The following is a 23247-nucleotide window of genomic DNA, read 5'->3' as shown; positions in this document are numbered from 1 at the left end:
TTATGTTTAGAACTAACAAAGACAAACTAAGTCCAAAAGATGTTGTGGACTTTATTAAGAAACATTCTGCTCTGATTGAAAGATACAAGAAGTTACAAGATTATTATTTAGGCAATCATTCAATTTTAGAGAAAGGGGCGGCTGATAAGGATAAAGACAATAAATTGGTCCATCCTTATCCTAAATATATTACTGATTTTAATACGGGCTTTTTTATGGGTCAGTCGGTTAAGTATGTGGCTACTGCCATTGATGAGGACCAAGACGATAAATTTTTGGAGCAATACCAGGAAGTATGTAACCGAAATAACGAGGCCAAGGAGAATTTGACTCTGGCCAAGACCTGTTCTATCAAGGGTGAGGCCTATGAGCTTTTGTGGATTGATACTGATGGTAATATCAGATTTAAGGCTATTGAGCCTGATAATGCTTTTTTAATCTATGACATGAGCATCGAGGATAAGGTTAAGTTTGGTGTCAGGTATTTTACATCTGAACTTAATAACAAGATTATTACTTATGCTTATCTATATGATGATTCTAAGGTTTATTTCTACTCAGATGAAAACCATGTCGGTCAATTTGAATTACAAGATAAAGAACAACCGCATCCATTTAAGGCGGTGCCTTTGATTCATTTTAAAAATAATAAGGAGCTCCAAGGGGACTTTGAGCAAGTTATATCCTTGATTGATGCTTATAATCGTGAGCAATCTAATACCCTTAATGATATGGACCAGTTTAGCGATGCTTACTTGGCCCTTGTTAATTATGGGGCTACTAATGTGGAAGATGTTAAGAAGATGAATGAAGAAAGAATTCTCTTGCTTGACTCAGATGGAGATGCTAAGTGGGTTATTAAGGATGTTAACGATTCATGGGTAGAGAATTTCAAACTTAGAGTTAATAAGGATATTCACAAGTTTTCCTTTACACCTGATTTTGCTGATGAGTCTTTTGGTACTAATTTACCTGGTATATCTTTAAGGCTTAAGCTTCTTACCGCTGAGGAATTAAGGAATACTAAGGAGATGTATTTTAGGGAGTCCTTGACTAAGAGGATGACCTTAATTGCAGCACGCTTGGAAATTGCTAATAATGAAGAGGTTGTTAGAAATCAAATCCAGATGCAATTTTCTGATTCTTTACCTCAAAATATCCTTGAGCTTACTCAGATTGTCCAAAACCTAAGTCAAGATGTATCGACTGAGACCAGGTTATCTTTGCTGCCTTTTATAGAAAACCCTGCTGATGAGATGGAGAAAAAAGCTGATGAAGATCAAAAAAATTTTGATAAGTCTATGCAGGCTTATAAGAACCTAGGAGGTCACGATGAAGAAGAAGACCTACTGGCAAAAGAGAAGTGAGGATAGGCTATTAGACCTATTAGGTCAGGCTGACTCTGTGGTCCTTAAATTGGGACGATATTATGATAAGGCAAGTAAAGATATAGACAGGTCTATAAAAAGCCTCTACGGGCAATTTATGGTCGATAATATGGTATCGGCTAAAAAAGCCCAGGAACTTATCAAAGGTCAAGAATTTAGAGACTGGCGTATGACTATGGAGGAATACCTAAATCAGATTAAGGCGACTGAGGATAAGGCCCTCTTGCTTGAACTTAATACCCTTGCTATGAGGTCTAGAATTAACCGATTAGAGGCCTTGCAGGCTGAAATATTGGCCCAGTCGGCTATTATTGCTAGCAAGGAGGAAGAGGTTATCGGGTCTTTTTTGTCTGATTCCATTGAGGATAGCTATTATAAAAATGTCTATGATGAGTATAAAGACAAAAATCCTGAAGTATTAAAGCTTATGGATAGGCACAAGGTCGGTATTTCTAGAAATCAGGTTAAAAAAGTGCTTGAGCTGCCTTGGTCAGGGGCTAATTATTCTCAAAATATTTGGAATAGCTCTTATTTTATAGCAAAGAGGGCCCAGGTTATGGTGGCTAAGAATATCATTGCTGGTAGGTCGATTGAAAACTTATCCAGGGACTTTGCCAAGGTCTATGGCCAGCAATACTACTCTAATGCCAAGAGGCTTATCAGAACAGAAACTGCTTATGTTAAGGGTCAGGCTGATGTTTTGACCTATGGGAAATTAGGGGTCGAGGAATATGAGCTTTTGGCGACTTTAGACAACAGAACATCTTCTATTTGCCAAGAAAAAGATGGCCAACATTATCCAGTTGATAAAATCCAGGTAGGTATCAATTACCCGCCTTTCCATCCTAATTGTAGGACTACGACTATAAAATACAGGGAAGATTATGGAGATAGGACTAGGATGGCTAAAGATAAAGACGGTAGGAATATCAAGGTTCCTTTAGGTTTAAAATATAAGGAATGGCGAGAATGGATAGAAAGAAAAAAATAAATAAGTAATTGAGACGGTGTGAAAGCCGTCTTTTTTGTTTGGCAAGATACCCAAGTTGGTGAAGGGTGCTGGTTGCTAACTAGCTAGGCCTTAAAAGGTGCGAGGGTTCGAGTCCCTCTCTTGCCGCCAGATAAATGAAATAAGGAGAATTAGTCTATGTTAAGAGTTTTTGAAAGCTTTGCAGGTATAGGCACGCAAAGAATGGGACTTGAAAGAGCGGGCATAGACCATGAGGTGGTAGGAATTTGTGAAATAGATAAATTTGCTATTGACTCATACGAGGCTATACACGGACAAGTAAATAATTATGGTGATATTAGCAAGATAGACCCTAAAGACTTACCAGATTTTGACTTGTTTACCTATTCTTTTCCTTGCCAGGATATTTCTATGGCAGGAAAACAAAAAGGGTTTGACAAAGAAAGCGGCACAAGAAGTAGCCTACTTTGGGAATGTGAAAGAATAATCGAGGAAAAAAGACCTAAATATTTACTTATGGAAAATGTAAAGGCCCTAACCTTTAAGAAAAATGAGGGAGGGTATCAGAAATGGCTTGATACACTCACTTCTTTAGGTTATGCGAATTATTCAAAGGTATTAGATGCAAAAGATTATGGAGTACCACAAAATCGAGAAAGGGTATTTTGTATATCTATACTAGATGATAAACAAGGATTTGAATTTCCAGAAAAACAAGTATTAGAAACCAGACTTAAAGATGTATTAGAACACAATGTAGATGAAAAATATTATTTAAGCAATGATCGAGTAAAACAACTTGTAGGAATTGTAAGAAATTGGGGTGTTAAGGGTAAAACAGTTTTTGATTCTTCAACCGTAGAAACGGAACTTATACAAACTTATAAGCTTAACAATGATAAAAGAGATAATCCAGAAAGATATAGAGTGTTTGACAAAGAGGGATTAAGTCCTACCTTAAACACTTGTCAAGGTGGAGGAAGGCAACCTTGTATAAGCATAGACTTACCAGCTATTGCAGCAAGTAGGGGCAGAAAAAAAGACGAAAAGTATGTACAGCAATTAGAATTTAATAAAAATGGGATCACTAATACCTTAACAACAGTTGAAAAAGACAACTATCTAGTTACAAGCGATACTAACAAAACCATACCAATTAAAAACGGAACCAAGAAAGGTTACCTAGAAGCCCACCAAGGTGACGGTATAGACCTTATTAATCCTACTTGCAACAATCGTAGGGGTAGGGTGCAAAAAGATTGTAGTCAGACCTTAACTTGTAATAATGATAGGGGAGTGGTTACAGATGATTTTAGGATCAGAAAGCTAACACCATTAGAGTTTTGGCGACTCATGGGAATAGAAGATAAAGATTTTTACAAGGCTAGAAAAGTAAATAGCGATAGTCAGTTATATAAGCAGGCAGGTAATGCAATCGTAGTAGATGTATTAGCTGCTATTTTTATGCAGTTGTTTAATAAAAATTAATCGTGCGGAAATCGTGCGATTTTTTATTGTCTTTGACTCACTCGACGTTAAAGAAGTGTGGAAATATATGGTCATACGGACCTTAAACGGGGGTAGGAATGAAAGATTTATTTATTAGAGATATTAATTTGCAGAGATTTGCTGAGGGTGCTGATGAGGCTGAGGCTAAGGAAGCTGATACCACTAAGCAAGACGAGGGCAAGGATAGTGAAAATATTATCTCTTATAGCGAAGAAGAGTTACAAGAAGCGGTTAATAAGGCAGTCAAGGAAGCTACTAAGGGCATGCTTAGCAAGGATAAGGTCAATGAGATTGTCAAGGCTGAAAAGGCTAAGGAAGCGGCTAGGGCTAAGATGAGTGCTGAGGAACTCGCTGAGGAAGAAAGAGCTGAAACACAGAAGAAACTGGCAGAGGCCCAGGAAGAAATTAGGCTTATGAAGCTTGAAAATGAGACTTCTAAGGTACTTGAAGAAAAGAAGATTCCCCAAAAGTTTGGAAAGTTTTTGATGCAAGGAGACATCGAGACTACCAAGGCTAACATTGAGGACTTTAAAAAGACCTATGAGGAAGACCTGGAGAGGGTTAAGAAAGAAATTTATCAATCAGACCCTCCAAGAACTGGAGATAGTAAAGAGCCTGCTGATCCATGGCTTACTGCGGCTGAAAAAATAAGATAGGAGTTTTTTATTATGGCAATGAAAATTTATTCAAAGAAATATAAACAAGTTATTGAGAAAATATTTGAAACAAAACAACACTTTTTTAATACCTTTGGTGGTGGCTTACAAGTGGCAGAAGGTGCTGAATATGACAAGGACTTTCTACATTTAAAAATATCACCAACAAATGTTGTAATTAATAAGTATGACAAGGGCGAAAACGTGGCCTTTGGTACTGGTACTGGCAATTCTAATAGGTTTGGACCAAGACAAGAAATTAAGTCTATTGACAAGGCTGTAAAATACGATGAGCCTATAGCAATCCACGAGGGTCTGGATAGGTTTACTGTTAATGATATACCAGCCCAAGTACTAGCTGAAAGGGCTGCCCTACACGCTGAAAAATGGGTTGAATACCTAAACCAATACATGAGCAAGATCCTTGATACCAACGCTGGAGAAACTAAACAAGTGGCCCTTACTGAGGAAGCCCTTATTAAGCTTTTCTTTGAGTCTAGAAAGACTTTTATAAATAAGAAAGTATCTAAGTCTAGGACTTGGAATGCTTATGTTACTCCAGATGTTTACGACATCTTAATTAATTCAAAACTTGCCACTACTGCGAAGAATTCTTCTGCTAATGTGGATGAACAAATATTATATAAATTCAAAGGCTTTGTCCTAAGAGAATTACCAGAAGAGTATTTCCAAAAGAATACTACCTCAATCTTTGTACCTGATAATATCGGGGTTGTTGGTCTAGGTATCGATACTTATAGGACTATAGATTCTGCTGATTACAATGGTGTAGCTATCCAAGGTGCTGGTCAATTAGCAAACTATGTACCAGAAGACAATAAGGTAGCTATAATCAAGGCACAAATTGCTGGATAAGGAGTGATTAAATGTTAGTTAAGACTACAAGATGTTTTTATGATTTAAAAGAAGATACCTACAGGAGTGTAGGAGATGAATTTGAAGTATCCAAGGCTAGGTTTGATGAACTTAATGAGCTTGTCCCTGGCTTTGTCGTAGAAATAGAAGAGGCACCTGCAAAGGCAGCGGCTAAAAAAGAGGATAAAAAGACCTCTGCAAAATAGGAGGTTGTAATGGAGAAAAAGATTGAAAAAGCAAGGTTTTTGATGGATAAGGAGGTCAATGAAGCTACAAGCGATGAGATTTTAAGCTTTAATTTTGACCTTATAGAAAGTCAGGTCCTTGCTTATTGTAACCGCTGGGACTTCCCGACTGGTCTTATGCTTATAGTTATTCAGATGGTAGCTGAGTATACCAAGGCTAATTATTATAAGCAAAAAGCTTTAGATGCGGCTAACAATCCTGATTCTAGGAAGATTTCTTCAGTAACTAGGGGTGATACTACCATATCATATGGAGATAATGCTAAGGTAACTGAATATGGGTCGCCTTCTAACCTTGCCCTTGATCCAGCGGGCTTTATAAACGACTATAAGGCTAGGATTAGGCAGTATAGGAAGGTCGGGCTATTATGACTAAGCCTATTTTTAAGGGTGAGGCTGATATCTTGGCTGCGACTTACTATCATACCTGCACGGTTAAAAGGCCTGTCCCATCTAAGGATGAGCTGGGCTTTGATTCCTTTGTCTTTGAGGAAGTTTATAAGGATATTGAGTGTGCGGTGAGTTTTAATCAGGGGTCCACCTCTGATATTACTGACACTACCCAGCCTATTATGTATATAGCTACACTTTTTACCAGGCCTGAAATCACTATTGAGCCTGGCGACTGGATAATAGCTGATGTACTTGGCAATCCTTATGAATTTAGGGCAGGTGAAGGGGCTATTTATCAGTCCCACAGGGAGACTCCTCTTATCAGGAAGGATGATGCTTGATGACTATTAAGATTGATACTAAGGGTCTTGATGATTTGCTTGATAGAGTCATTAATTTAAGTCCTAGGATTGACGAGGCGGTTATATCTGCTATGAGCGATGAAGGTATAGACTGGCGAGATGATGTCAGGGCTAATACTCCTGTAGACACTGGAGACTTGAGGAGGTCCTGGACTCTTACTGGTCCTGATAAAAAGGGACTTAAGTTTGAAATGGACCTATCAAATAACCTTGAGTATGCGGAACATGTTGAGTACGGACACCGCCAAGAGCCTGGTCGCTTTGTCCCCGCTATAGGTAAGAGGCTTAAGGCTGACTATGTCCCTGGTCACTACATGTTAAGGGATGGAACTAGAAGGCTTGAAGGAACTTTAGGGCCTGCGGTTAAAAGAGAAGTTGAAAAGGCGGTGGGTAACTGATGATAAAGCTTACAGATGTTTTTGTAGCGGTCAATGATACTATAAAAGCAAGTTTTAAGAATATTAAGACCTACAAGGAGAGGATTAACAAGCTTGATAGGCCTCTTATGAGTGTAGAGCTTATAACTTTTTCTACGAGCCCTCAGTCACGATTTATTATTAACAAGTCCATAGATTTAGATATTATTTACTTTGCTAAAGATAATACTATCGAAGAAGCACTCAAGGTTGCGGATAAGCTGATGAGTGCTTTTTCTTTGGGCTTATCGGTTAGAGCCTATGGCAAGGACGGAGCAATGGTTGAAAAAAGACATTTGCACTGTATGAAGCCGCCTGAGTATAAGCTGGTTGATCAAGACCTACATTTTTTGGTTCGATTTGATTTTGCTGATGAGTTAGAGGCTTACCACTTGGCTGATGATGGCCAGATGAAGGCTTATAACAAGGACTATGAAAAGCCTATAAGTAAGAAGCCTGATGGTTCTGATGGCAAGACTGATGAAGAGCCTAAAACTAATGCAAGCATAAGGCCTGCTGATAAAAAAGATTTTGCTAAGGATATCGAATTTAAGAGCGAAGACAAAAAGAAAGATTACGAAGAAGAAAAAATCAAACTAATGCAAAGTTTGAAATTAAATTATGAAATTTTGGAGGTATAAATGGCTAAAATTGGAATGCCTGAAATTAAGATAGTGTTTGAATCTCAAGGCCTATCTGCTATCCAGAGAAGTGAGAGGGGAATAGTACTTTTACTTCTTAAGGGCGAAAATGAAAATGAACAAGGTTCATATAAATTTAGTACTATTTTGGACATGAAAGAGACTATACAATTTAGCAAGAAGAATGCTGAGCTTATAAGGCTAGCCTTTGAGGGGACTCCTAACAAGATGCTTATCGAAGTGGTTGGCGAGAAAAATCCTCTTGATGTGGTTCTTAAGAAGTATGAGCTTGTTAAGTTTAATTATTATGCTGCTCCTAACCTAGAGGCTGAGGATGTTAAGAAGGTTATGGGTTGGCATGATAAGGTTGCTATAAATAGTGATAAAACTATTAAATTTGTAGGATTTAATTTAGTAAATGCTAATCACGAAACCCTTATAAATTGGGCGACTTCGTCTATCACCTATGATGGGGTTAACTATACTGGTCAGGAGTTTACCGCTCTTGTTGCTAGTCAGCTTGCAGGCCTACCTTTAAATAGGTCCCTAACCTATTTTAAGTGGCCTAAGATTAGTGAAGCTAGTCTTGATTTTATTGATAATCAAGATGCAGCGGTTGATCAAGGCAAGCTTTTCTTAACCTATGATGGTGAGAATTACAAGGTGGCCAGGGCTGTAAACTCCCTTACTGATGGAGGGGATAAGAAGGGTGATGACTTTAAGAAGATAAAAATTGTTGAAGCTATGCACTTTATTAAGGATGACATTAGAGATACTTTTGATAAGTACTATGTCGGTAAGGTCCCTAATACTTATGATAATAAGCAGCAATTTATTGCTATGATCAATAGGGTTTATTTTTCTGAACTAAAGGGAAGCGTCCTTGAAAACAACGATAGGAATAAGGTGGATATAAATATCAATGCCAACCTTAAATATGCTACCGAAAGAGGGGCTGAGGTGGATTATATGACTACCCAGCAAATCAAAGAGTTTAATACTGGTTCTAAGGTTTTTCTTGAGGGCAATGTTTCTCTTATCGATGCTATGGAAGACCTATATATAAACTTCTGGAATGAATAAGGAGGATTAGATGGCAGAATTAAGTCAAAATAAAGGATTTAGAAGACTTTCTGGTACTTGGGGTACTCTTCATATAGATGGGGAGCTTATCTTTGAGTGCGAAGGTGTAGAGGCTAATATTGAGATACAAAGAAGCGATGTTTATGTTAACAATAACCTGGATAGCAAGGCTAACGGACTTGCTGGTACTGGTAGTATTACCATTAAACACGTTTATACTAGGGGTGTTAAGAAGTATCTTGATGTTTTAAAAGCGGGCAGAGACCCTAGATTTTTATTATCAAGTGCTCTCTCAGACCCTGACGCAGTAGGCGGTCAAAAAGAACGTGTTAATATCGGAAATTGCTGGGTTAATAACTTACCTGTGACAAATTTCACCAAGGGCGAGGTTGTAGAAAAAACTTATGACTTTGGATTTACTCCAAATGATGTTGATATTGCTGAAGGTGTATACTAGGAGGATTTATGGCTAAGTTAAGTGCAAAAGAGTTACTTGCTAAGAAAAATATTATCGAGGATAAGAAGAATAAAAAGATTGAAATTGAGGTGCCAGATATTGGCACCTTTACTTTTAGGCTACCAAGTATAGCTGACTATGAAGATGCCCAAGCTTATGGCAAAAATAGGGATAATCCTGGTTATGAGCAAAACAAGTATTTAATCTACGCTTGTTGTCTTGATCCTAAGCTTGATGATGAGGAGTTGATGAAAGGCTTTGAAGTTAAGGCAGCGGTTGACCTAATTGATAAGCTTATGCTTGTTGGTGAGGTGTCTTCTATAGCTACAATCCTAGTAGAAAAGGCAGGTTTTGACAAAGAAGCCCTTAAGGTGGTTGAAGAAGTAAAAAACTAATATTGGCTGGAGATTCTGAGCTTAATTATGTAGCTTACATGATTGAGAGAGGACACAGCTTTGATTATATTTTTAGTCTTGATAGTTTTGAGATCAATTTGATTATAGGAATTATGGAGGCTGAAAGAGAAAGAGAGGCTAGCAAATGGCAATCGTAGAGAAAGTTACCCTGGTGGATGATTATTCCTCCAAGGCTAAAAATATTGCCAAGTCGACTTCTGCCATGGCTTCTGCAATGGAGTCTATAAAGGGTAAGGCTAGCAGCTTTAGCTCTGCTATGAAGTCGGCTTTTGATAGAAAATATACGGTAAATATAAAAGAAATTGGATCTAATAAGGTCAATAATAGCCTAAGAATGATACAAGGTAAGCTGGATAAGCTTAATAAGCCTTATAGTATCGAAATTACCACCAAGATGGGCCGCCTGGAGAAACTTAAGTCTAACTTATCAGCGGTTAAGAATACGGCTAATTCTTTGAAGTCGCCTTTTAATAATATATCTAATTCTTTAAATAATTTTAAGATGGATTTGTCTAATTTTAGGGCTGCGAAGAAGGAAGCTAGGAGCTTACAAAAAGAACTTAAAAATATCACTGGCAGAAGGCACAAGGTCAATATTGATATGGAAAATCCTATAAAGTCAGCCTTTAAGGGTGGCTTTGATAAGATGTTCGGAGGTCTTAAGTCAGGATTTTCTAAGGTCGGCGGTTTCTTTTCTAAGCTTAATCCTTTTAGTGGATTTGGCGGTGGAGGTGACGCTGGAGGACCTGGTGGAGGCGGTGGCCTGGGTATGCTGGGGTCCATAGTCGGTGGTAACCTTATTACTGGGGCTATTACCAAGGGGCTATCTGCTTTAAGTGGTACTTTCCAGACTACTATAGGTAAGGGCTTTGATAGGCTTAACAATATCCAAGCTGCTAAGGCCAGGCTAAGGGGTCAGACCAACGCTGACGGGTCTAGAAAGTTTGATGATGCAGCAATTAAAAGCATATCTAAATCTGCTATGGATGCAGTTACAGGAACTGCCTATGGATTTGGCGATGCAATGACTACCGCATCTTCTGCTATAGCGGCAGGAGTTAAGCAAGAAAACCTTGGCGGTTATCTTAAGGATATAGCGAATATTTCAGCGGCGACCGGGTCAGACTTTAATGAGATTGGCTCTTTGATGAATAAAATCCAAACCACTGGCAAGCTCCAGGGTGACGAACTAATGCAGTTATCTGACAGGGGTCTACCTATCTTGGATAAGATTGCTGAGATGAAGGGTGTAGATTCTGCTACAGCTAGGGAGATGATTTCTAAGGGTCAGATTTCTTCTAAAGATGCCTTTAAGGCTGCATCTATGGCAGCTGGTAATTCAGCTAAAGAAATGAATGAAACTTGGGATGCTGCTAAGATGAATTTCGGTTCTGCCCTTTCTAAACTAGGGGCTGGACTTCTAGGTGGTACAGGTGGTGACAAGGGTGGTGTCTTTGAAACTATGGCACCTGCCTTGCTAAAGGTTAATGACGCATTAAATGCAATGATACCAACCTTCCAGAAAGCTGGAGATGGCCTCAAGAGATTTATGGATGATGGTATCAAAAAAGGTAAACAAGCTTTTGCCAAGACCAAGGATTTTTTCGCACCTTTGACTAAGAAGATAGGGTCTAAGATTAACAAGGACAGTATTAAAGGTTTTATAGGCGGTGGAGTAGAAAAGGCTAAGAAGGGCCTATCTGCTGCTAAAGACTTTATGGCTCCTGTTATGGAAAAAACAAGAGATGGATTAGGAAAGACCTTTGACAAACTGGTAGAGGTTGTCGGTCCACTTAAGGAAAAGTTTACGGCAGCCTTTGATGTTTTAGCGGAGGCTTTCGCTCCTGTTACTGAGGCTCTAAGTAGTTTCTTTGGAGATAAGACCACTAATAATTTTAATGTCTTAAATGGGATAATAGAAATAGTTTCTGGAGCCTTAGGAGTTTTGGCTGATGTGATAGTAGCTTTGCAGCCTGTTTGGGAGCTTTTGGCTAGTTTTATAACTGATGTCGTACTTCCAGCCCTTACTGACCTAGAGACTTTGGCAGCTGAGTCACTTATACCTAAATTTAGTGAGCTTGCTGATATAGTAGGCGGATGGGTTAAAGAGGCCTTTCAGTTTATCGGTGATGCTGTAAATGCAGCAAAAACCGCCTTTGATAATCTTGTAGGGGCTGTATCTGATGCAGCAAGTGCATTATCTGGCCTTCCTGGAAAGATAGGTAGTTGGGTATCTGATAAAATTAATTCGGCTGTATCATTTTTAGGACTAGGCAAAAAAGGGCACGCCACAGGTACAGAGTACTTTGCTGGTGGTATGACTCAGATCAATGAGCGTGGCCAGGAGATGATGAGACTACCTCAGGGAACTAAGATTTATCCTGCTGGGAAGACTGATAGGATTATCAGGAAGGAAGTTAAGAATACTTCTAATGTTGATAGGTCTATATCTAGTCCTAACATTACTATAAATGTGTCTGGGGCTAATATGACTAATCAGGATGTCGGCCGTGTTATATCTAAGGAGCTAAGAAGATTGGGGGTAGTTGTATGAGCATGCAGCAATTAGTTTTATCTTTTAATGGTAGGGCTGAGGTATTGGAGTTACCTTGGCCTTTGCAGGAACATAGCTTGTCAAGCCCTCATAATACTTATGATTTTAGTACTATAAATATGGGCGAGGTCTTGGCTATAGGTAAGAAGAAACTTAAGACAATTACGATAAATTCAACCTTTCCATCTAAGCCTTATCCTTTTCTGTTTTCTAATAATTTTCCTGATCCTAACACTTGTGTAGCTATGATTGACAAGTGGAGGCTATCAGGTAAGCCTATAAGGCTTGCTATTATGGATACTGATATCAACCTTGCTATGGCTATTGAGTCTTTTGACTATGGCCATGCTGAGGGGGACGGGTCTGGTGATATAGTCTTCACTCTTAATTTAAAAGAGTACTCTTATCTAAATATGGAGCGTTCTAGCCCTCCTAGTGGTGTATCTATGCTTAAGGATAGGCCTAAGGAAGCTAATAAGGATGATGGCGGTATCTATGTAGTTAAAAAAAATGATACCCTCTGGGACTTGGCTGATAAAAACCTAGGCGATGGGTCTAGGTGGAAGGAAATTGCCAAGCTTAACGGGGTAAAGGACCCTAGGAAGCTTCAAATAGGGACTAAGCTTAAGATGCCTATAAGGAGCTAGTATGAGTAGTGAACAAATAAAGATAAAAGCTATTATTACTGGGGCTTCGGGTGAGTCTATAGATATATCTGACTTTGTAGGCGATATAAGCGTAGCTGGAGCCCTTAAGGAGTCTACTAGGACCTTGGACTTTAAGGCCTTAAGAGGGGATGTCGATAAGACTATGCCAGCTTATAATGTAGACCTGGGGGCGGCGGTTGCTTTTTATGAAAAAGCCTATGAACAAAAATCTTTTGTTAAGTTTTATGAAGGGGTTATCTGGTCTAAGAGCGTGAAAGATAATTCGGTAGATGTGGATATATCTTGCTATGATAAGGCCATATACCTTAATAAAAACCAACCTGAAACTCAAGTTTTTAATAAGAAGACTGCCAAGGAAGTTGCTACCACTGTGATTTCTGAGCTGGGCCTTACTCCAGGTAAGCTTGCTGATACTGGTATAGATGACTATAACCTAAGGGATAAGACGGGTTATGATGCTATCATGGAGGCCTACAAGAAGGATAGTGAAAAGACTGGAAAGGTTTATAAACTGGTCGATATCGACGGGGTTATAAATGTCTTTGAGGCTGGCGATATGGTAGATGTCGTGATAGAGGAAAAAAATGAGCCTGTAGTCGGCAAGCTTTTAGATACATCCTATAGGGAAAGCCTTGATGACTTGGTCAATGAGGTTAAGGCCCTGGAGGATGAAAAGAAAGATGAAAAGAAAGACGGGGGCTCTGATAAGGCAAGCCAAGAAAGGTTTGGTAAGATTCAAAAGGTCCTTAAAGGTGACTCTAGCGAGGTTGCTGGACTTATGAAGGGAGCCAAGCAAGAAGTCGAGGTCAAATGTATTGGCAATTGGGACATGGTATCTGGCAAGTCAATTATGCTTAAGTCTTCTATTGTTTCAGGCAAGTTTTATATAGAGTCTGATAAGCATTACCTAGATGATGCAGTCCATACTGTGGACTTAAAGCTAGTTAGTGAGTTTTAGGAGGTCTTATGGATGCTTTGGTTAGAGATGTCAAAGATTTAAAAAATCAAAAAGATTCAAGCGAAATCGGGATTGTTACTAGTATAAAGCCTTTTGCTTTTTCTATTAATGGCCAGGAGTACTCTTCAGAAAACTTTGTTATGTACTTACCTGCTATTGATAGGATTAAGCAGTATGAGGAGGTTTTGGGTGATGACCTTGAGACTAATTCCCCTTATAAGCAAAAAATACAAGTTGATATAGGGGACTTGGAGCTTGAGCCTGATCAATACGAAAGAAGATTTATTGTAGGAGATTTGATAGATGTTACTGATAGGGGGGATTCTTTTATAATTCACGGAAGACTTATAAAAATCGGTGAAGAAAAAGAAATCCATCCTCAAGTACACAGACAGTAAGGAGGATAGATGGGGGTTTTACCTAAGTCTATGTCCTATCTTGAGGAAATAGAAGAAGATGAAGAAGTTTTGGAGCGTGAGGGATTTTGCGAATATGCTTATGATTTTGAGAATAATCAGCTAAAGACCAAGCATGGCAAGCACTACTATGTTTATGGTAATGAGGCTATGAAGATATGGATATATAAGGCTATGATTACATCAAGATTTAAGCACTCCGCCTATACTGACCGCTTTGGGACTGAGATATATAGCCTCATAGGTGAAGTAATTTCATCTAAATTTAAGGAGGCTGAAATTAAGAGATACATCATTGAAGCAGTTATGGTCCATCCTTTTATGGTATCGATTAATAAGATTGATATTAAGCCTGTTAAGGCAGGCCTTAATGTGGATGTCTACTATACTACTGTTTTTAGTGATGAGATTGTGAGGGTGTCATGCCAAGTACAGATAGAGTAAGGCTAAAAAGCCTTGACTGGCAAGAGATAGCTAAGAGGATGAAGGAGGATTTGAAAAATCCACCTAACAAGGTCGAGGGGTCTTTTGCTAGTGATAATATTCAGGCGGTAGCTAAGGAGCTTGCTAAGTTCTATGCCTATATAGATTGGCTTGTGGATATGCACTTTGCGGATACTGCCTCAGGAGAATTTTTAGATAAGAAGGCCCAAGAGGTCGGGATTTTTAGGAGAAAGAAAACTAGGTCTACTGGTTTTGTAAGATTTACTGGCAAGCCTGATAGCTTTATACCTGCTGGCCTTAAGGTCTATGCTGGAGTGAAAAGTTTTTATACTTTAAAACCTGCATATATAGGGCCTAGTGGATATTTAGATGTGGAGGTCGCCTCAGACCTTGAGGGGGCTGGTAGCAATATAGGTAGTCATGAAATTGATAGATTTCAAGCCCAAATAGGCATAGAGTCTGTTACTAATGCTAATCCTATTAGTGGAGGGGCTGAGATAGAAGATGATGAAAGTCTAAGAGAAAGAACTCTTTTAAGGATGAGATATCCTGGAACTTCTGGCAATCAGTGGCACTATTTGCACTGGGCTAGAGAGGTTGACGGTGTCGGTAGGGTTAAGGTCTTCCCACTTTGGAATGGCCCTGGGACTGTTAAGGTGTCGATTTTAGACTTTAATCAGAAGCCTGCATCTAAGGACTTGATACAAAAGGTTCAATACCATATAGATCATGAAGGCGAAAGAAGAGGCGAGGCCCTTGCCCCTATAGGTGCTTTGATTAAGGTGTCTACTGCTAAGGAGTTAAGGATTAATATTAAAGCTAGGGTAGATTTAGACCCTGGCTCTGGCAAGACTAAGACCATGATAGCTAAGGAGCTTAAGGAAAGGTTACAAGCTTATATCGATAGCAGTGTTAGCTATCTACAAGCAAGGCTTACAGTGGCTAAGGCTATTGATGTTCTTTACTCTATAGGAGGAGTCCTCGATATAGTTGAAATGTCTATAAATGGCAATAAGGATTCTCTGGCCCTTAAGGATGAAGAAATTTTTCTTATAGGGGATGTGACTATATCATGAGAGGTGAAAGATTTAAAAGAAGGCTACCAAGCTTTATAGGTGAGATTGCTGACCTTGACGATACTTTTTATGCTGAGGATAAGGAATTTTATAGGCTTGATGACAAAATCAATCAATTTCTTTATGGACTTACTGCAAGTCTTATGGGGGAGATTGATAATCCTAGGGAGTTTTTAAAAAGGTTTGAAAATGACTATGGATTGACAGGGTCAGGGAGTATCGATGATAGGATTAAGGAAGTTTTACTTAAGATTGGGGCTAAGAAAACTACTACTGAGGAGGTTGTCCTTGATATATGCAAGGCTTTTTCTTTACCTGCAAGATATACTGAAAACTATAAGGAGTACGCTTTTATCCTTGATCTAGTTGTAAGCGAAGAGGGGGTAGACCTAGACAAGCTTCATAAGGCTATAAGGGAGGTCGTACCTGCCCACCTTGAAGATAAGGTAAACTTATTTTTTGGCCGCTTGCTTAAGCTTAAAAGTCAGTATGGGGTTAACTCCTACAAACTTTGGCTATGTGGTGAGAATCTTTGCGGGGATATTCCTTATGTACGAAATGTCGGTATGAGGGAAAGGGTTGAGATTAAGGCTCTTACTGGTCTTAATACTTCTAAGCAGTACTACGAAAGGGCTGGTAAGGACTTACGAAGTGCTGATATTAACGACTTTAAACCAGCTGAGATTTGGTATGTACAAGATATTTCAAGCTCTAGGATTATTGATTTTAGTAAGGAGGATGAATGATTAGTGATTATTTGATCGAGCAAATCGCTAAGGAAACTAAGGAGAAGATTAGTAGGGCTGAGGTTGTGCTTGATGGCAAGGCTAAGGAAGCACAAATTATGGACGTTAAGGTTAAGGGCAATGCTCTTACGGTCTTTGTCAATACCTCTACTAGTAAAGGTGAAATTAGCGATATTAGGCTTATGGATAGTAAGGGGAATATCCTCTTGTCTAAGCCTGTTAAGTATGTAAAAAATAATGGATATGGGATTGTTTCAAGCTTTTACGTTCGATTTGTAGAAGAGGAGATTACTGAGCCTATGTCCATTTTTAAATTAAGGGGGGATAGTAATGAGTGATTTTAGCTTACAAGAATACTATAAGCTTGAGGAATCTGGGGCTTATAAAAATGAGGCTAATAAAGAGAGATTGGCCCTTATGCCTATTGACCTTGTAGGTTGGCGAGATCATATAGCTGAGCTTGCAGACTATAGGGCTGAGATTAAGGCTGGGGAGGATAAGGATGGTAATCCTATCATCCAGCATATAAGATATGATGGCAATGTTTTTCAGGAGGGGACGCCTGTAAACGCCGAGCATCTGGGCAGGATGGAGATGAATGACTTGATAAACTGGGCTAGGACTACCAAGCTTGAGGATGCTTTTAGGTCTTTACAAGTGCAGGTGGCCACCCTTGTGGGTCAAAACTCTAATAACATGCCTTATAACACCTTCGTGGCTAATGTTTTTGATGGCGATTTGGAAGTCGAGGCTGGATGGTATGATGAGGCTAACGGAAGGGTGGTTTTAAATGGCTAGTTTACACAAATGGAAAAGATTTGCTACTAAGGAAGAATCTTATGTGGTTAAGGAGTCCTATACGGCTTATGAGTCTGAATCATATACTGACTGGGTAAATGAACAAGAACCTGTATATGAGACCAAAAAAGGTACTGAATCAGGATATGATACTAGGGGAGAGGCTGAAAGTGCTGCTAGTAGTTGTGAAGCTATACACGGCGGATCTACTTTTGTTTTTCAGGTTAGTTCTGGAAACTACGCTTACTCTTATCAGTATGAAGAAATATCACATTACAAAACTGTTAGTAAGCCTGTTACTAGGTATAGAGATGTCCCAGTTACTAGGTATAGAGATGTTACAAAGACCAGGACTGTTAAGGGTAACTACCTTGATGAGGTTACTAGCACTGATAGGATGGCTTATCCTGATAAAGCTATAAAAAATAACTACTTCTACGAGTATGCAGGCCTTGCTAATAGACCACCTGTTTTAACTGGTACTAACACAGATATCGGCAGCACTAAGTCGGATTTTGATATAAGATACACTGTTAGCGACCCTGACGGGGATAAGGTTAAGGTCCAAGTTATGGTGGATGATAAGGTTATTCAGTACCCTATCGATACTCCTCTTAATCGTGAGCAGGTAGTTAGGATAAGGCTGGCTGATTACTCTTTGGGTACTCATACTGTTACTGTGACTGCTACCGACTCAAAGAATGCATCTACTTCTAGGGTATATAAGTTTACTAAGTCTAATCAGGCTCCTACCATATCAGGGTCTAACCTTGATTTAGGCGGGGTCTTTAAGGATGTAAATGTCGAGTATATTATCCAAGATGCCGATGGGGACGAAGTAAAGGTCGAGATAAAGCTTGATGGTAGAATCTTACAAGCTCCTACTAAAACTACCCTAGGGGTAAGGCGTGTATATAAGCTTGATATCAAAAAGGTAGACCTAGGCCGCCATAAGCTTGAAGTTATAGCGACTGATAGTAAGGGGGCAAGCTCTGTAAGGACTTACACTTTCCAAAAGGTGAATTCGGCTCCAGTTATTTCTGGCCAAGATGTAAACCTAGGGCCTAAAAATACAGGTTTTTCTTATACTTACCAAGTTAAGGATAATGAGAATGATAATGTGAAGGTCGTTGAAAAGCTTAATGGTAACATCATAAGGACCTTATATAATGCTACCCTAGGCCAAGATTTAGTAATAACTATTACCGCTGACCAGATTAAGAAATTTGAACTTCACAAGCAAAATACCATCGAGATAGAGGCTAATGACGGGACTGCTACTGTTTATAGGCGTATCACCTTTACTAGAAATAACATGCCTCCTATCATTGCTGATGTAGATAAGCACTTGGGTAATTTTGATGATAAGATACTAAGCTATACTTACTCTGCGACTGATCCTGAAAAAGATAAGATGTTTGCGACTGTGACTATGGATAATCAAGTCTTGCAAGCAAGAAAAGCGATATCAGATGGTAGGGAGCAAGTCGTAACTTTTAGCAAGACTGACTGGCTAAAAATTAAACCTGGTAAGCATACTATAAGAATCCTGGTCGAGGATGATAAGGGCTTTAAGTCTACAAGGATAGTAAGCTTTACTAGGGTGGTAAGTAAGGTCGCTGTAATTCTGGCTAGGAAAGGTATAGCTACTGACGAATTGGCAACAAGAGTGCTTGTAGCGACTACTGGAGCCTATGTAGGTAAGGGAGCTATAGTTAAATATGAAGTATGCAATAACTCCTTTGACGCCAAGCCAACTTGGGAGGATGCAACAAAGATGGTCCTAGATAATAGGGCTTATACCTTCCAAAACAAGACCAAAACTGCAAGCAAGGCAGGGATAAATATTAGAGTTATTATTGAGAGAGGGACAAGCACTGGACCATCATATATAAGCAGTACAGGAGGAGCTTTTGATTAGAGTATATAATCCAAAACCGATAAGAGAAATAAACGAACTAAGGGCAAGGGGCGATTACAACGCTCCTTTTTCCGTCCTTGAAGCGATTGATAAAATCAACGTTGGGTCCTTGTCGGATAGGGAACTAAAGGCAGAAATTGAAAAGATAAAGGCTGAAAGTGCAATGGCACAGGTATCTACCTACACCATGATTGCACAGGCTAAGAAAGAACTAGAAGAAAAGCAAGCCCAGAATTTAGTGGCAGTCTACCAAATTATAGGAGGTATCAAATAATGGCAATATATGATTTTATGATAGGACCTTATGTTACTTGTATAAAGATAGGATTTAGCAAGATTGAGGATGTCTTCCCTGATGACCTTAAGCAAAAGGTAATTAAGGCTTTAGAAGCTGAGGGGCTAGGAGTAGATGGCAAGCCTTTAGCAAAGGATGAAGCAAAGGAAGAAAAAACTGTCGAGGATAAGAAAGAAATTAAGGAAATCGAGGCAGAAGTAAGCCCAGAAGAGCCTAAAGAAGAAGAGCCTAGTAAAAACCCTAAGGATGATGTAAAAGAGTCTGAGGGCGAAGATAAGAATGAATCTGAGGAAACTAAGGAGGGTAAATAATGGCACTAGCAAATATTAATGGTCGCTTTCAGTTTATGAGAGCGACTAAAAAGGAATGGGAAGCTTGGGATGGTATTCTTCTAGATGGGGAGATTGCAATTGAGTCTGATACTCAGAAGATGAAGTTTGGTAATGGGCTTAATAAGTATAAAGATTTAGATTATATGACCATTGGTGAAATCATCATTAAAGATTTGAGCAAGGAGGATATTGAGAGGCTGAGAGGGCCTGTGGGACCCAAGGGGGACCGAGGAGATAAGGGCGTACAAGGTATTCAAGGTAAGACAGGCCCTAAAGGACCTCAGGGAATCAAAGGGGATAAAGGAGAAACTGGAAATGTAGGTCCTCAAGGTCCTATTGGTAAGACTGGTAATACTGGACCAGAGGGAAAACAGGGTATTCAGGGCAAGGCTGGACCTACTGGACCTAAAGGCCCACAAGGTGAAAGAGGTCTAACTGGTTCGACTGGACCTAGGGGAGAAAAGGGCCCTAAGGGTGATAAGTCTATAATCTTTTCTTCTACTGAGCCTACTGATAAGGATGTAGTGTGGGTTAAGAATGATAATAAGCGAGGAACCTATAAAAAAATATTTTTAAAAGGATATGCATTTGGTTTTTTTGGGGAAATGGAAAAACTGGGCTTCACTGATAAAGATGTGAATTTAGTAGTTGGAGGGATAGAGAATCCCGAGGAATTAAAAGATGCAGATTTATTAAAAATTGATAATTTTGAAGCAGAGATTATAAAAAAAGTAAAAGGTACAGAAGAAGGATATTATGGGTTTAAAATATCAGATGAAGATTTAGAGATATTAAAAAAATATATAATGTATGATGATAAATCTTTAAAGCAATATGGTTACACACAATTCTACTTAAATTATAAAGAACAAATTATTTATGAAACAGAATTATGGCATAAAACAGGAGAAGAAACCTACTCCACAGCTTCGGTTTATAATTTAATTACTAAAAAGTGGGAGAAGATTTCTGAGGATGGTAAGATGGGGCCTCCTGGACCTCAGGGTCCTAAGTCTTTTGTAGTGTCTATTGACCAGCCTGAAGATACGAGCCTTGTGTGGTTTCAACCTTATAGTGATGCAGATGAAAGTATTCATTATAACTCTCTAGATAGGGACTCAATCTTGTATTTTGGTAATTTAGAGCTATTAGAGAAACCTGGTATTGATACTAGTTTTAATGCTATGTTAGAAAATCAAATTTTGCGTTTGCCCGTTTTTTTTGGATGTGAGGGTCGTAGAATAGATGTTGAAAATTTTAAAATAAACTCTAATGGGACGGGTATGTATTTAAAATTTAAAGATAAATTTAAATACTTGGCGGAAGACCTTGCCTATGACATAAAGAAGAAAGGCGACAAGGTCTTATATAAAATCTATCCTAATAGACCTGGATATACTCTTAAAATTTTGGATAAAGGTTCTATTGATGCTTTAAGCAATGAAGTTAAGTTTAAAGCTAAGATTTTTGTTGAAGAAGTAGGGGGATGGTCAGATATTGTGTAAAGGAAGGTGGTTAAATTGTGACTTTATATGAAAAAATTATTGAACTAGCAGCTAATCAAGGGATAGCTATAGCAGTGTCTGTAGTAGTTATCCTTTTGATCCTTGTCTTTGGCAGGTCAAGTCTTAAACAGTTTGAGGAGCAGAAAAAGCTTGATAGAGAAAACTTTAAAGCCGAGAAAGAGATTGAAAGACAAGAAAGAAAAGAGGACAGGCAAGCACAAAGGGAGCAAACTAAGAGCCTTATAGACCTCCATAGTCAGACTAATGAGGCCATCCTAAAATTTACAGAAGCACTAAAAAATAGCGACTCTTTGCTAGATAAACATAATATTTGTGCTGAAGAGAATTTTGGGGAGCTTAAAAGCGATGTCAAGGATATCATCGGTAGGCTTGATATAGTCCAAGATACGACTAAGGAGCTTGCTACTAAAGAGATGTTGGAAGAAGTGAAGCAGGAAATATTGAGGATTAAGAGGGACTAGTTAAGTCCCTTTTTTGATGCACAAGGTTTTGAGATATCTTCACAAGGATAGTCACAAGGCCTTAGGGAAGTGTTGGAATTACAAGTGTTTGATTTGCACAAGCATATACACAAGGAGGTATATATGGCAAGTATTGAAAAGATGATGGAGTATGCAAAGAGTCGCTGGCACCAACCTAAGTATAAGTTAGGTGGTGGCAGGATTGGAGCGGAGGCCTCTTATAGGTCACCTTTTGAGGATTGCTCTGGCTTTGTCTATAAGTGTGCCAAGGTTGGGGGCTTTATCCCTGAGTCCATGTGGAATGGTAGCACTGAGGACCTCTTTAAGCTAGCCCGCCAAGGCAAGTATCTTAAAGAGATATCCTATAAGGATGTAAGGCGTGGTGATATCTTTGTAAAAGGTAAGGAGGGAGCATCAGGTGGGGCTTATGGTCATACAGGAATTTTTACACGCAAAGGTGAGATTATCCACTGTAACGCTGGCTCTAACTGGACTGTAACCACTAACAACGAGAACGAGGGCTACTGGTATTACCTAGATGATAGGTATTATCCTGTACGCTTTTTCAGATGGGTTGGCAGCGAGGATAAAAAGGAAGAGCCTAAGAAAAAAGCAGAACCTAAGAAAACTGCTCCAAGTCCAAGTGTGATTGCTGGGGCTAGGAAGGTTAAAAATGAGAGATGGCACGGATTAACTACTGCTTACTGCAATGTAAGAAGTGGCCCATCTACTGCTAGCCCTGTAGTTGCCCAGTATAGACCTGGTCAAGTCATCTACTATGATGAGGTCTGGGAAGGTAACGGCTATAGGTGGCTATCTTATATCGGTGAGTCAGGCCAAAGAAGATGGGTTGCTTATAGATGTACTAGCGGAAATATCAAGTCATGGATTAAATTTTAGAAAGGATAAAAGATGAAAGATAGTTTTATAATTTTAATAGGTGTCGTGTGTCTAATAGCTTTTTTAAGCCTTGTAAATCAGGAGATTAAGAAGGCGAGGGCTATTGCTGAAAAGGAAGAAAATCAGACTAAAAAGTATGTCTATGACCAAGTTATAGATTTGGCGGAGACCATCGTGGCTAGTCTCAATCAAACGTTTGTAGAGCCTTTGAAAAATTCTGAAACTTTGGAGTTTGACGAAAAAGCAAAGGAAAAAGTTTTGAATGATGCCAAGGAGAAAATCAAAAAAGATTTGGACGATAAAAGTAAGGAGCTTTTGACTAATTATCTTGGATCAGAAAAAAATCTTGATGAGTATATAGACGACGCAGTCCATAGAAGAGTCAACGAGGCTAAAAAGAAGTATAATACTAGTAAATAAATAAAAACTACTGATGTAGTGGTATCAAAATCTAAAAAAAGTTTGATTTTAAGTCCAAATGATTTTCGACTCACGTTGACGTGCAAAAATTGCTTTCCGACTTGGGTCGATGAATCGGACTTAAAGACAGCATAAATATTGAAATCTTATACTATAACATAAAACCTACTCTTGTGCTGGGGTAGGTCTTTTTTTGTGAAAAATTTTATGGAATTAAGGACTAAAAGGAGTAAGATTTATATACAAGGTACTCTTTACCATTGTTTTAGAGCTAGGATGCTGGAGGTTTTTTGCTGATAGGGTCTTGGCTCTTTTTTGAG

At 38.9% G+C, this 23247-nt stretch carries 29 protein-coding genes and 1 tRNA gene; all 30 read left to right on the top strand.

The window, feature by feature from the left end; all coding sequences use genetic code 11:
* Window positions 1-2: 2 nt before the first annotated feature.
* The 30 genes from NH286_RS03260 to NH286_RS03115 all read left to right on the top strand — a co-directional run bounded on the left by NH286_RS03260 (window position 3) and on the right by NH286_RS03115 (window position 22927).
* Complete coding sequence (locus NH286_RS03260) at window positions 3-1367, top strand: phage portal protein (protein ID WP_265236809.1); 1365 nt, start codon at window positions 3-5, stop codon at window positions 1365-1367.
* Window positions 1333-2379: a minor capsid protein gene (locus NH286_RS03255; protein ID WP_265236807.1), complete on the top strand. Its 1047-nt coding sequence runs from the start codon at window positions 1333-1335 to the stop codon at window positions 2377-2379. The genes NH286_RS03260 and NH286_RS03255 overlap by 35 nt, the downstream gene beginning before the upstream one ends.
* A 40-nt stretch (window positions 2380-2419) precedes the next feature.
* Window positions 2420-2508, top strand: a tRNA-Ser gene (locus NH286_RS03250).
* A 27-nt stretch (window positions 2509-2535) separates the two neighbouring features.
* Window positions 2536-3846 (top strand): DNA cytosine methyltransferase, encoded by a 1311-nt coding sequence (locus NH286_RS03245; RefSeq protein ID WP_265236805.1) that lies wholly within the window; start codon window positions 2536-2538, stop codon window positions 3844-3846.
* 98 nt (window positions 3847-3944) lie between these two features.
* Window positions 3945-4523, top strand: a complete 579-nt coding sequence (locus NH286_RS03240) for a capsid assembly scaffolding protein Gp46 family protein (protein WP_265236803.1) — start codon at window positions 3945-3947, stop codon at window positions 4521-4523.
* 12 nt (window positions 4524-4535) lie between these two features.
* Window positions 4536-5399, top strand: a complete 864-nt coding sequence (locus tag NH286_RS03235; protein WP_265236801.1) for a capsid protein — start codon at window positions 4536-4538, stop codon at window positions 5397-5399.
* 11 nt (window positions 5400-5410) lie between these two features.
* Complete coding sequence (locus NH286_RS03230) at window positions 5411-5605, top strand: hypothetical protein (RefSeq protein WP_265236800.1); 195 nt, start codon at window positions 5411-5413, stop codon at window positions 5603-5605.
* Between the two features lie 9 nt (window positions 5606-5614).
* The gene (locus tag NH286_RS03225; RefSeq protein WP_265236798.1) at window positions 5615-6016 is read left to right on the top strand and encodes a hypothetical protein; all 402 of its coding nucleotides are present in this window, start codon (window positions 5615-5617) and stop codon (window positions 6014-6016) included.
* On the top strand, window positions 6013-6378 hold the full coding sequence (locus NH286_RS03220; protein ID WP_265236796.1) for a hypothetical protein: 366 nt from the start codon (window positions 6013-6015) through the stop codon (window positions 6376-6378). The genes NH286_RS03225 and NH286_RS03220 overlap by 4 nt, the downstream gene beginning before the upstream one ends.
* Window positions 6378-6797 carry an HK97 gp10 family phage protein gene (locus NH286_RS03215; RefSeq protein WP_265236794.1) on the top strand — a complete coding sequence of 140 codons (420 nt, stop codon included), beginning with the start codon at window positions 6378-6380 and terminating at the stop codon, window positions 6795-6797. The genes NH286_RS03220 and NH286_RS03215 overlap by 1 nt, the downstream gene beginning before the upstream one ends.
* Window positions 6797-7456: a phage tail terminator family protein gene (locus NH286_RS03210; RefSeq protein WP_265236792.1), complete on the top strand. Its 660-nt coding sequence runs from the start codon at window positions 6797-6799 to the stop codon at window positions 7454-7456. The genes NH286_RS03215 and NH286_RS03210 overlap by 1 nt, the downstream gene beginning before the upstream one ends.
* Window positions 7457-8539, top strand: coding sequence for a phage tail sheath C-terminal domain-containing protein (locus NH286_RS03205; RefSeq protein WP_265236790.1), 1083 nt, complete (start codon window positions 7457-7459; stop codon window positions 8537-8539). It abuts the gene before it with no gap.
* Between the two features lie 10 nt (window positions 8540-8549).
* On the top strand, window positions 8550-8996 hold the full coding sequence (locus NH286_RS03200; protein ID WP_265236788.1) for a phage tail tube protein: 447 nt from the start codon (window positions 8550-8552) through the stop codon (window positions 8994-8996).
* A gap of 8 nt (window positions 8997-9004) precedes the next feature.
* Window positions 9005-9391 carry a phage tail assembly chaperone gene (locus NH286_RS03195; protein ID WP_265236785.1) on the top strand — a complete coding sequence of 129 codons (387 nt, stop codon included), beginning with the start codon at window positions 9005-9007 and terminating at the stop codon, window positions 9389-9391.
* Window positions 9392-9536: 145 nt separating this feature from the next.
* Window positions 9537-11966, top strand: a complete 2430-nt coding sequence (locus tag NH286_RS03190; protein WP_265236783.1) for a tape measure protein — start codon at window positions 9537-9539, stop codon at window positions 11964-11966.
* Window positions 11963-12613 (top strand): LysM peptidoglycan-binding domain-containing protein, encoded by a 651-nt coding sequence (locus NH286_RS03185; RefSeq protein WP_265236781.1) that lies wholly within the window; start codon window positions 11963-11965, stop codon window positions 12611-12613. The genes NH286_RS03190 and NH286_RS03185 overlap by 4 nt, the downstream gene beginning before the upstream one ends.
* 1 nt (window position 12614) lies before the next feature.
* On the top strand, window positions 12615-13592 hold the full coding sequence (locus tag NH286_RS03180; protein WP_265236779.1) for a hypothetical protein: 978 nt from the start codon (window positions 12615-12617) through the stop codon (window positions 13590-13592).
* Between the two features lie 8 nt (window positions 13593-13600).
* Window positions 13601-13990 (top strand): hypothetical protein, encoded by a 390-nt coding sequence (locus NH286_RS03175; protein ID WP_265236777.1) that lies wholly within the window; start codon window positions 13601-13603, stop codon window positions 13988-13990.
* A gap of 9 nt (window positions 13991-13999) precedes the next feature.
* The gene (locus tag NH286_RS03170; RefSeq protein WP_265236776.1) at window positions 14000-14452 is read left to right on the top strand and encodes a DUF2634 domain-containing protein; all 453 of its coding nucleotides are present in this window, start codon (window positions 14000-14002) and stop codon (window positions 14450-14452) included.
* Entirely contained in the window at window positions 14431-15528 is a 1098-nt protein-coding gene (locus tag NH286_RS03165; protein ID WP_265236774.1) for a baseplate J/gp47 family protein, read from the top strand. The genes NH286_RS03170 and NH286_RS03165 overlap by 22 nt, the downstream gene beginning before the upstream one ends.
* Window positions 15525-16274 (top strand): hypothetical protein, encoded by a 750-nt coding sequence (locus NH286_RS03160; protein ID WP_265236771.1) that lies wholly within the window; start codon window positions 15525-15527, stop codon window positions 16272-16274. The genes NH286_RS03165 and NH286_RS03160 overlap by 4 nt, the downstream gene beginning before the upstream one ends.
* Window positions 16271-16612: a hypothetical protein gene (locus tag NH286_RS03155; protein WP_265236769.1), complete on the top strand. Its 342-nt coding sequence runs from the start codon at window positions 16271-16273 to the stop codon at window positions 16610-16612. The genes NH286_RS03160 and NH286_RS03155 overlap by 4 nt, the downstream gene beginning before the upstream one ends.
* Entirely contained in the window at window positions 16605-17072 is a 468-nt protein-coding gene (locus NH286_RS03150; protein ID WP_265236767.1) for a hypothetical protein, read from the top strand. The genes NH286_RS03155 and NH286_RS03150 overlap by 8 nt, the downstream gene beginning before the upstream one ends.
* Complete coding sequence (locus tag NH286_RS03145) at window positions 17065-18993, top strand: hypothetical protein (protein ID WP_265236765.1); 1929 nt, start codon at window positions 17065-17067, stop codon at window positions 18991-18993. The genes NH286_RS03150 and NH286_RS03145 overlap by 8 nt, the downstream gene beginning before the upstream one ends.
* Complete coding sequence (locus NH286_RS03140; protein ID WP_265236763.1) at window positions 18986-19267, top strand: hypothetical protein; 282 nt, start codon at window positions 18986-18988, stop codon at window positions 19265-19267. The genes NH286_RS03145 and NH286_RS03140 overlap by 8 nt, the downstream gene beginning before the upstream one ends.
* Window positions 19267-19599 carry a hypothetical protein gene (locus NH286_RS03135; protein ID WP_265236761.1) on the top strand — a complete coding sequence of 111 codons (333 nt, stop codon included), beginning with the start codon at window positions 19267-19269 and terminating at the stop codon, window positions 19597-19599. The genes NH286_RS03140 and NH286_RS03135 overlap by 1 nt, the downstream gene beginning before the upstream one ends.
* Window positions 19599-21125, top strand: a complete 1527-nt coding sequence (locus NH286_RS03130) for a hypothetical protein (RefSeq protein WP_265236760.1) — start codon at window positions 19599-19601, stop codon at window positions 21123-21125. Before NH286_RS03135 ends, NH286_RS03130 begins: the two co-directional genes overlap by 1 nt.
* A 17-nt stretch (window positions 21126-21142) precedes the next feature.
* Window positions 21143-21607, top strand: a complete 465-nt coding sequence (locus NH286_RS03125; protein ID WP_265236758.1) for a hypothetical protein — start codon at window positions 21143-21145, stop codon at window positions 21605-21607.
* 123 nt (window positions 21608-21730) lie between these two features.
* Entirely contained in the window at window positions 21731-22507 is a 777-nt protein-coding gene (locus NH286_RS03120) for a peptidoglycan amidohydrolase family protein (RefSeq protein WP_265236756.1), read from the top strand.
* Window positions 22508-22519: 12 nt separating this feature from the next.
* Entirely contained in the window at window positions 22520-22927 is a 408-nt protein-coding gene (locus NH286_RS03115) for a hypothetical protein (protein WP_265236754.1), read from the top strand.
* Window positions 22928-23247 lie beyond the last annotated feature (320 nt).

This window comes from Anaerococcus sp. NML200574 (assembly GCF_026131665.1).
Classification (GTDB): Bacteria; Bacillota; Clostridia; order Tissierellales; family Peptoniphilaceae; genus Anaerococcus; species Anaerococcus kampingae.
The sequence above is the reverse complement of the archived record's forward strand: the minus strand, read 5'-3'. Positions and strand labels throughout refer to the sequence as shown.

What these genes read in the sequence shown, in the direction of transcription:
- NH286_RS03225 (WP_265236798.1), top strand. Translation starts at nt 5,615, where the DNA reads ATGGAGAAAAAGATTGAAAAAGCAAGGTTTTTGATGGATAAGGAGGTC.
- NH286_RS03130 (WP_265236760.1), top strand. Translation starts at nt 19,599, where the DNA reads ATGGCACTAGCAAATATTAATGGTCGCTTTCAGTTTATGAGAGCGACT.
- NH286_RS03220 (WP_265236796.1), top strand. Translation starts at nt 6,013, where the DNA reads ATGACTAAGCCTATTTTTAAGGGTGAGGCTGATATCTTGGCTGCGACT.
- NH286_RS03120 (WP_265236756.1), top strand. Translation starts at nt 21,731, where the DNA reads ATGGCAAGTATTGAAAAGATGATGGAGTATGCAAAGAGTCGCTGGCAC.
- NH286_RS03210 (WP_265236792.1), top strand. Translation starts at nt 6,797, where the DNA reads ATGATAAAGCTTACAGATGTTTTTGTAGCGGTCAATGATACTATAAAA.
- NH286_RS03235 (WP_265236801.1), top strand. Translation starts at nt 4,536, where the DNA reads ATGGCAATGAAAATTTATTCAAAGAAATATAAACAAGTTATTGAGAAA.
- NH286_RS03190 (WP_265236783.1), top strand. Translation starts at nt 9,537, where the DNA reads ATGGCAATCGTAGAGAAAGTTACCCTGGTGGATGATTATTCCTCCAAG.
- NH286_RS03180 (WP_265236779.1), top strand. Translation starts at nt 12,615, where the DNA reads ATGAGTAGTGAACAAATAAAGATAAAAGCTATTATTACTGGGGCTTCG.
- NH286_RS03230 (WP_265236800.1), top strand. Translation starts at nt 5,411, where the DNA reads ATGTTAGTTAAGACTACAAGATGTTTTTATGATTTAAAAGAAGATACC.
- NH286_RS03200 (WP_265236788.1), top strand. Translation starts at nt 8,550, where the DNA reads ATGGCAGAATTAAGTCAAAATAAAGGATTTAGAAGACTTTCTGGTACT.
- NH286_RS03145 (WP_265236765.1), top strand. Translation starts at nt 17,065, where the DNA reads ATGGCTAGTTTACACAAATGGAAAAGATTTGCTACTAAGGAAGAATCT.
- NH286_RS03165 (WP_265236774.1), top strand. Translation starts at nt 14,431, where the DNA reads ATGCCAAGTACAGATAGAGTAAGGCTAAAAAGCCTTGACTGGCAAGAG.
- NH286_RS03175 (WP_265236777.1), top strand. Translation starts at nt 13,601, where the DNA reads ATGGATGCTTTGGTTAGAGATGTCAAAGATTTAAAAAATCAAAAAGAT.
- NH286_RS03195 (WP_265236785.1), top strand. Translation starts at nt 9,005, where the DNA reads ATGGCTAAGTTAAGTGCAAAAGAGTTACTTGCTAAGAAAAATATTATC.
- NH286_RS03135 (WP_265236761.1), top strand. Translation starts at nt 19,267, where the DNA reads ATGGCAATATATGATTTTATGATAGGACCTTATGTTACTTGTATAAAG.
- NH286_RS03260 (WP_265236809.1), top strand. Translation starts at nt 3, where the DNA reads ATGTTTAGAACTAACAAAGACAAACTAAGTCCAAAAGATGTTGTGGAC.
- NH286_RS03205 (WP_265236790.1), top strand. Translation starts at nt 7,457, where the DNA reads ATGGCTAAAATTGGAATGCCTGAAATTAAGATAGTGTTTGAATCTCAA.
- NH286_RS03160 (WP_265236771.1), top strand. Translation starts at nt 15,525, where the DNA reads ATGAGAGGTGAAAGATTTAAAAGAAGGCTACCAAGCTTTATAGGTGAG.
- NH286_RS03170 (WP_265236776.1), top strand. Translation starts at nt 14,000, where the DNA reads ATGGGGGTTTTACCTAAGTCTATGTCCTATCTTGAGGAAATAGAAGAA.
- NH286_RS03240 (WP_265236803.1), top strand. Translation starts at nt 3,945, where the DNA reads ATGAAAGATTTATTTATTAGAGATATTAATTTGCAGAGATTTGCTGAG.
- NH286_RS03185 (WP_265236781.1), top strand. Translation starts at nt 11,963, where the DNA reads ATGAGCATGCAGCAATTAGTTTTATCTTTTAATGGTAGGGCTGAGGTA.
- NH286_RS03215 (WP_265236794.1), top strand. Translation starts at nt 6,378, where the DNA reads ATGACTATTAAGATTGATACTAAGGGTCTTGATGATTTGCTTGATAGA.
- NH286_RS03245 (WP_265236805.1), top strand. Translation starts at nt 2,536, where the DNA reads ATGTTAAGAGTTTTTGAAAGCTTTGCAGGTATAGGCACGCAAAGAATG.
- NH286_RS03155 (WP_265236769.1), top strand. Translation starts at nt 16,271, where the DNA reads ATGATTAGTGATTATTTGATCGAGCAAATCGCTAAGGAAACTAAGGAG.
- NH286_RS03115 (WP_265236754.1), top strand. Translation starts at nt 22,520, where the DNA reads ATGAAAGATAGTTTTATAATTTTAATAGGTGTCGTGTGTCTAATAGCT.
- NH286_RS03255 (WP_265236807.1), top strand. Translation starts at nt 1,333, where the DNA reads ATGAAGAAGAAGACCTACTGGCAAAAGAGAAGTGAGGATAGGCTATTA.
- NH286_RS03150 (WP_265236767.1), top strand. Translation starts at nt 16,605, where the DNA reads ATGAGTGATTTTAGCTTACAAGAATACTATAAGCTTGAGGAATCTGGG.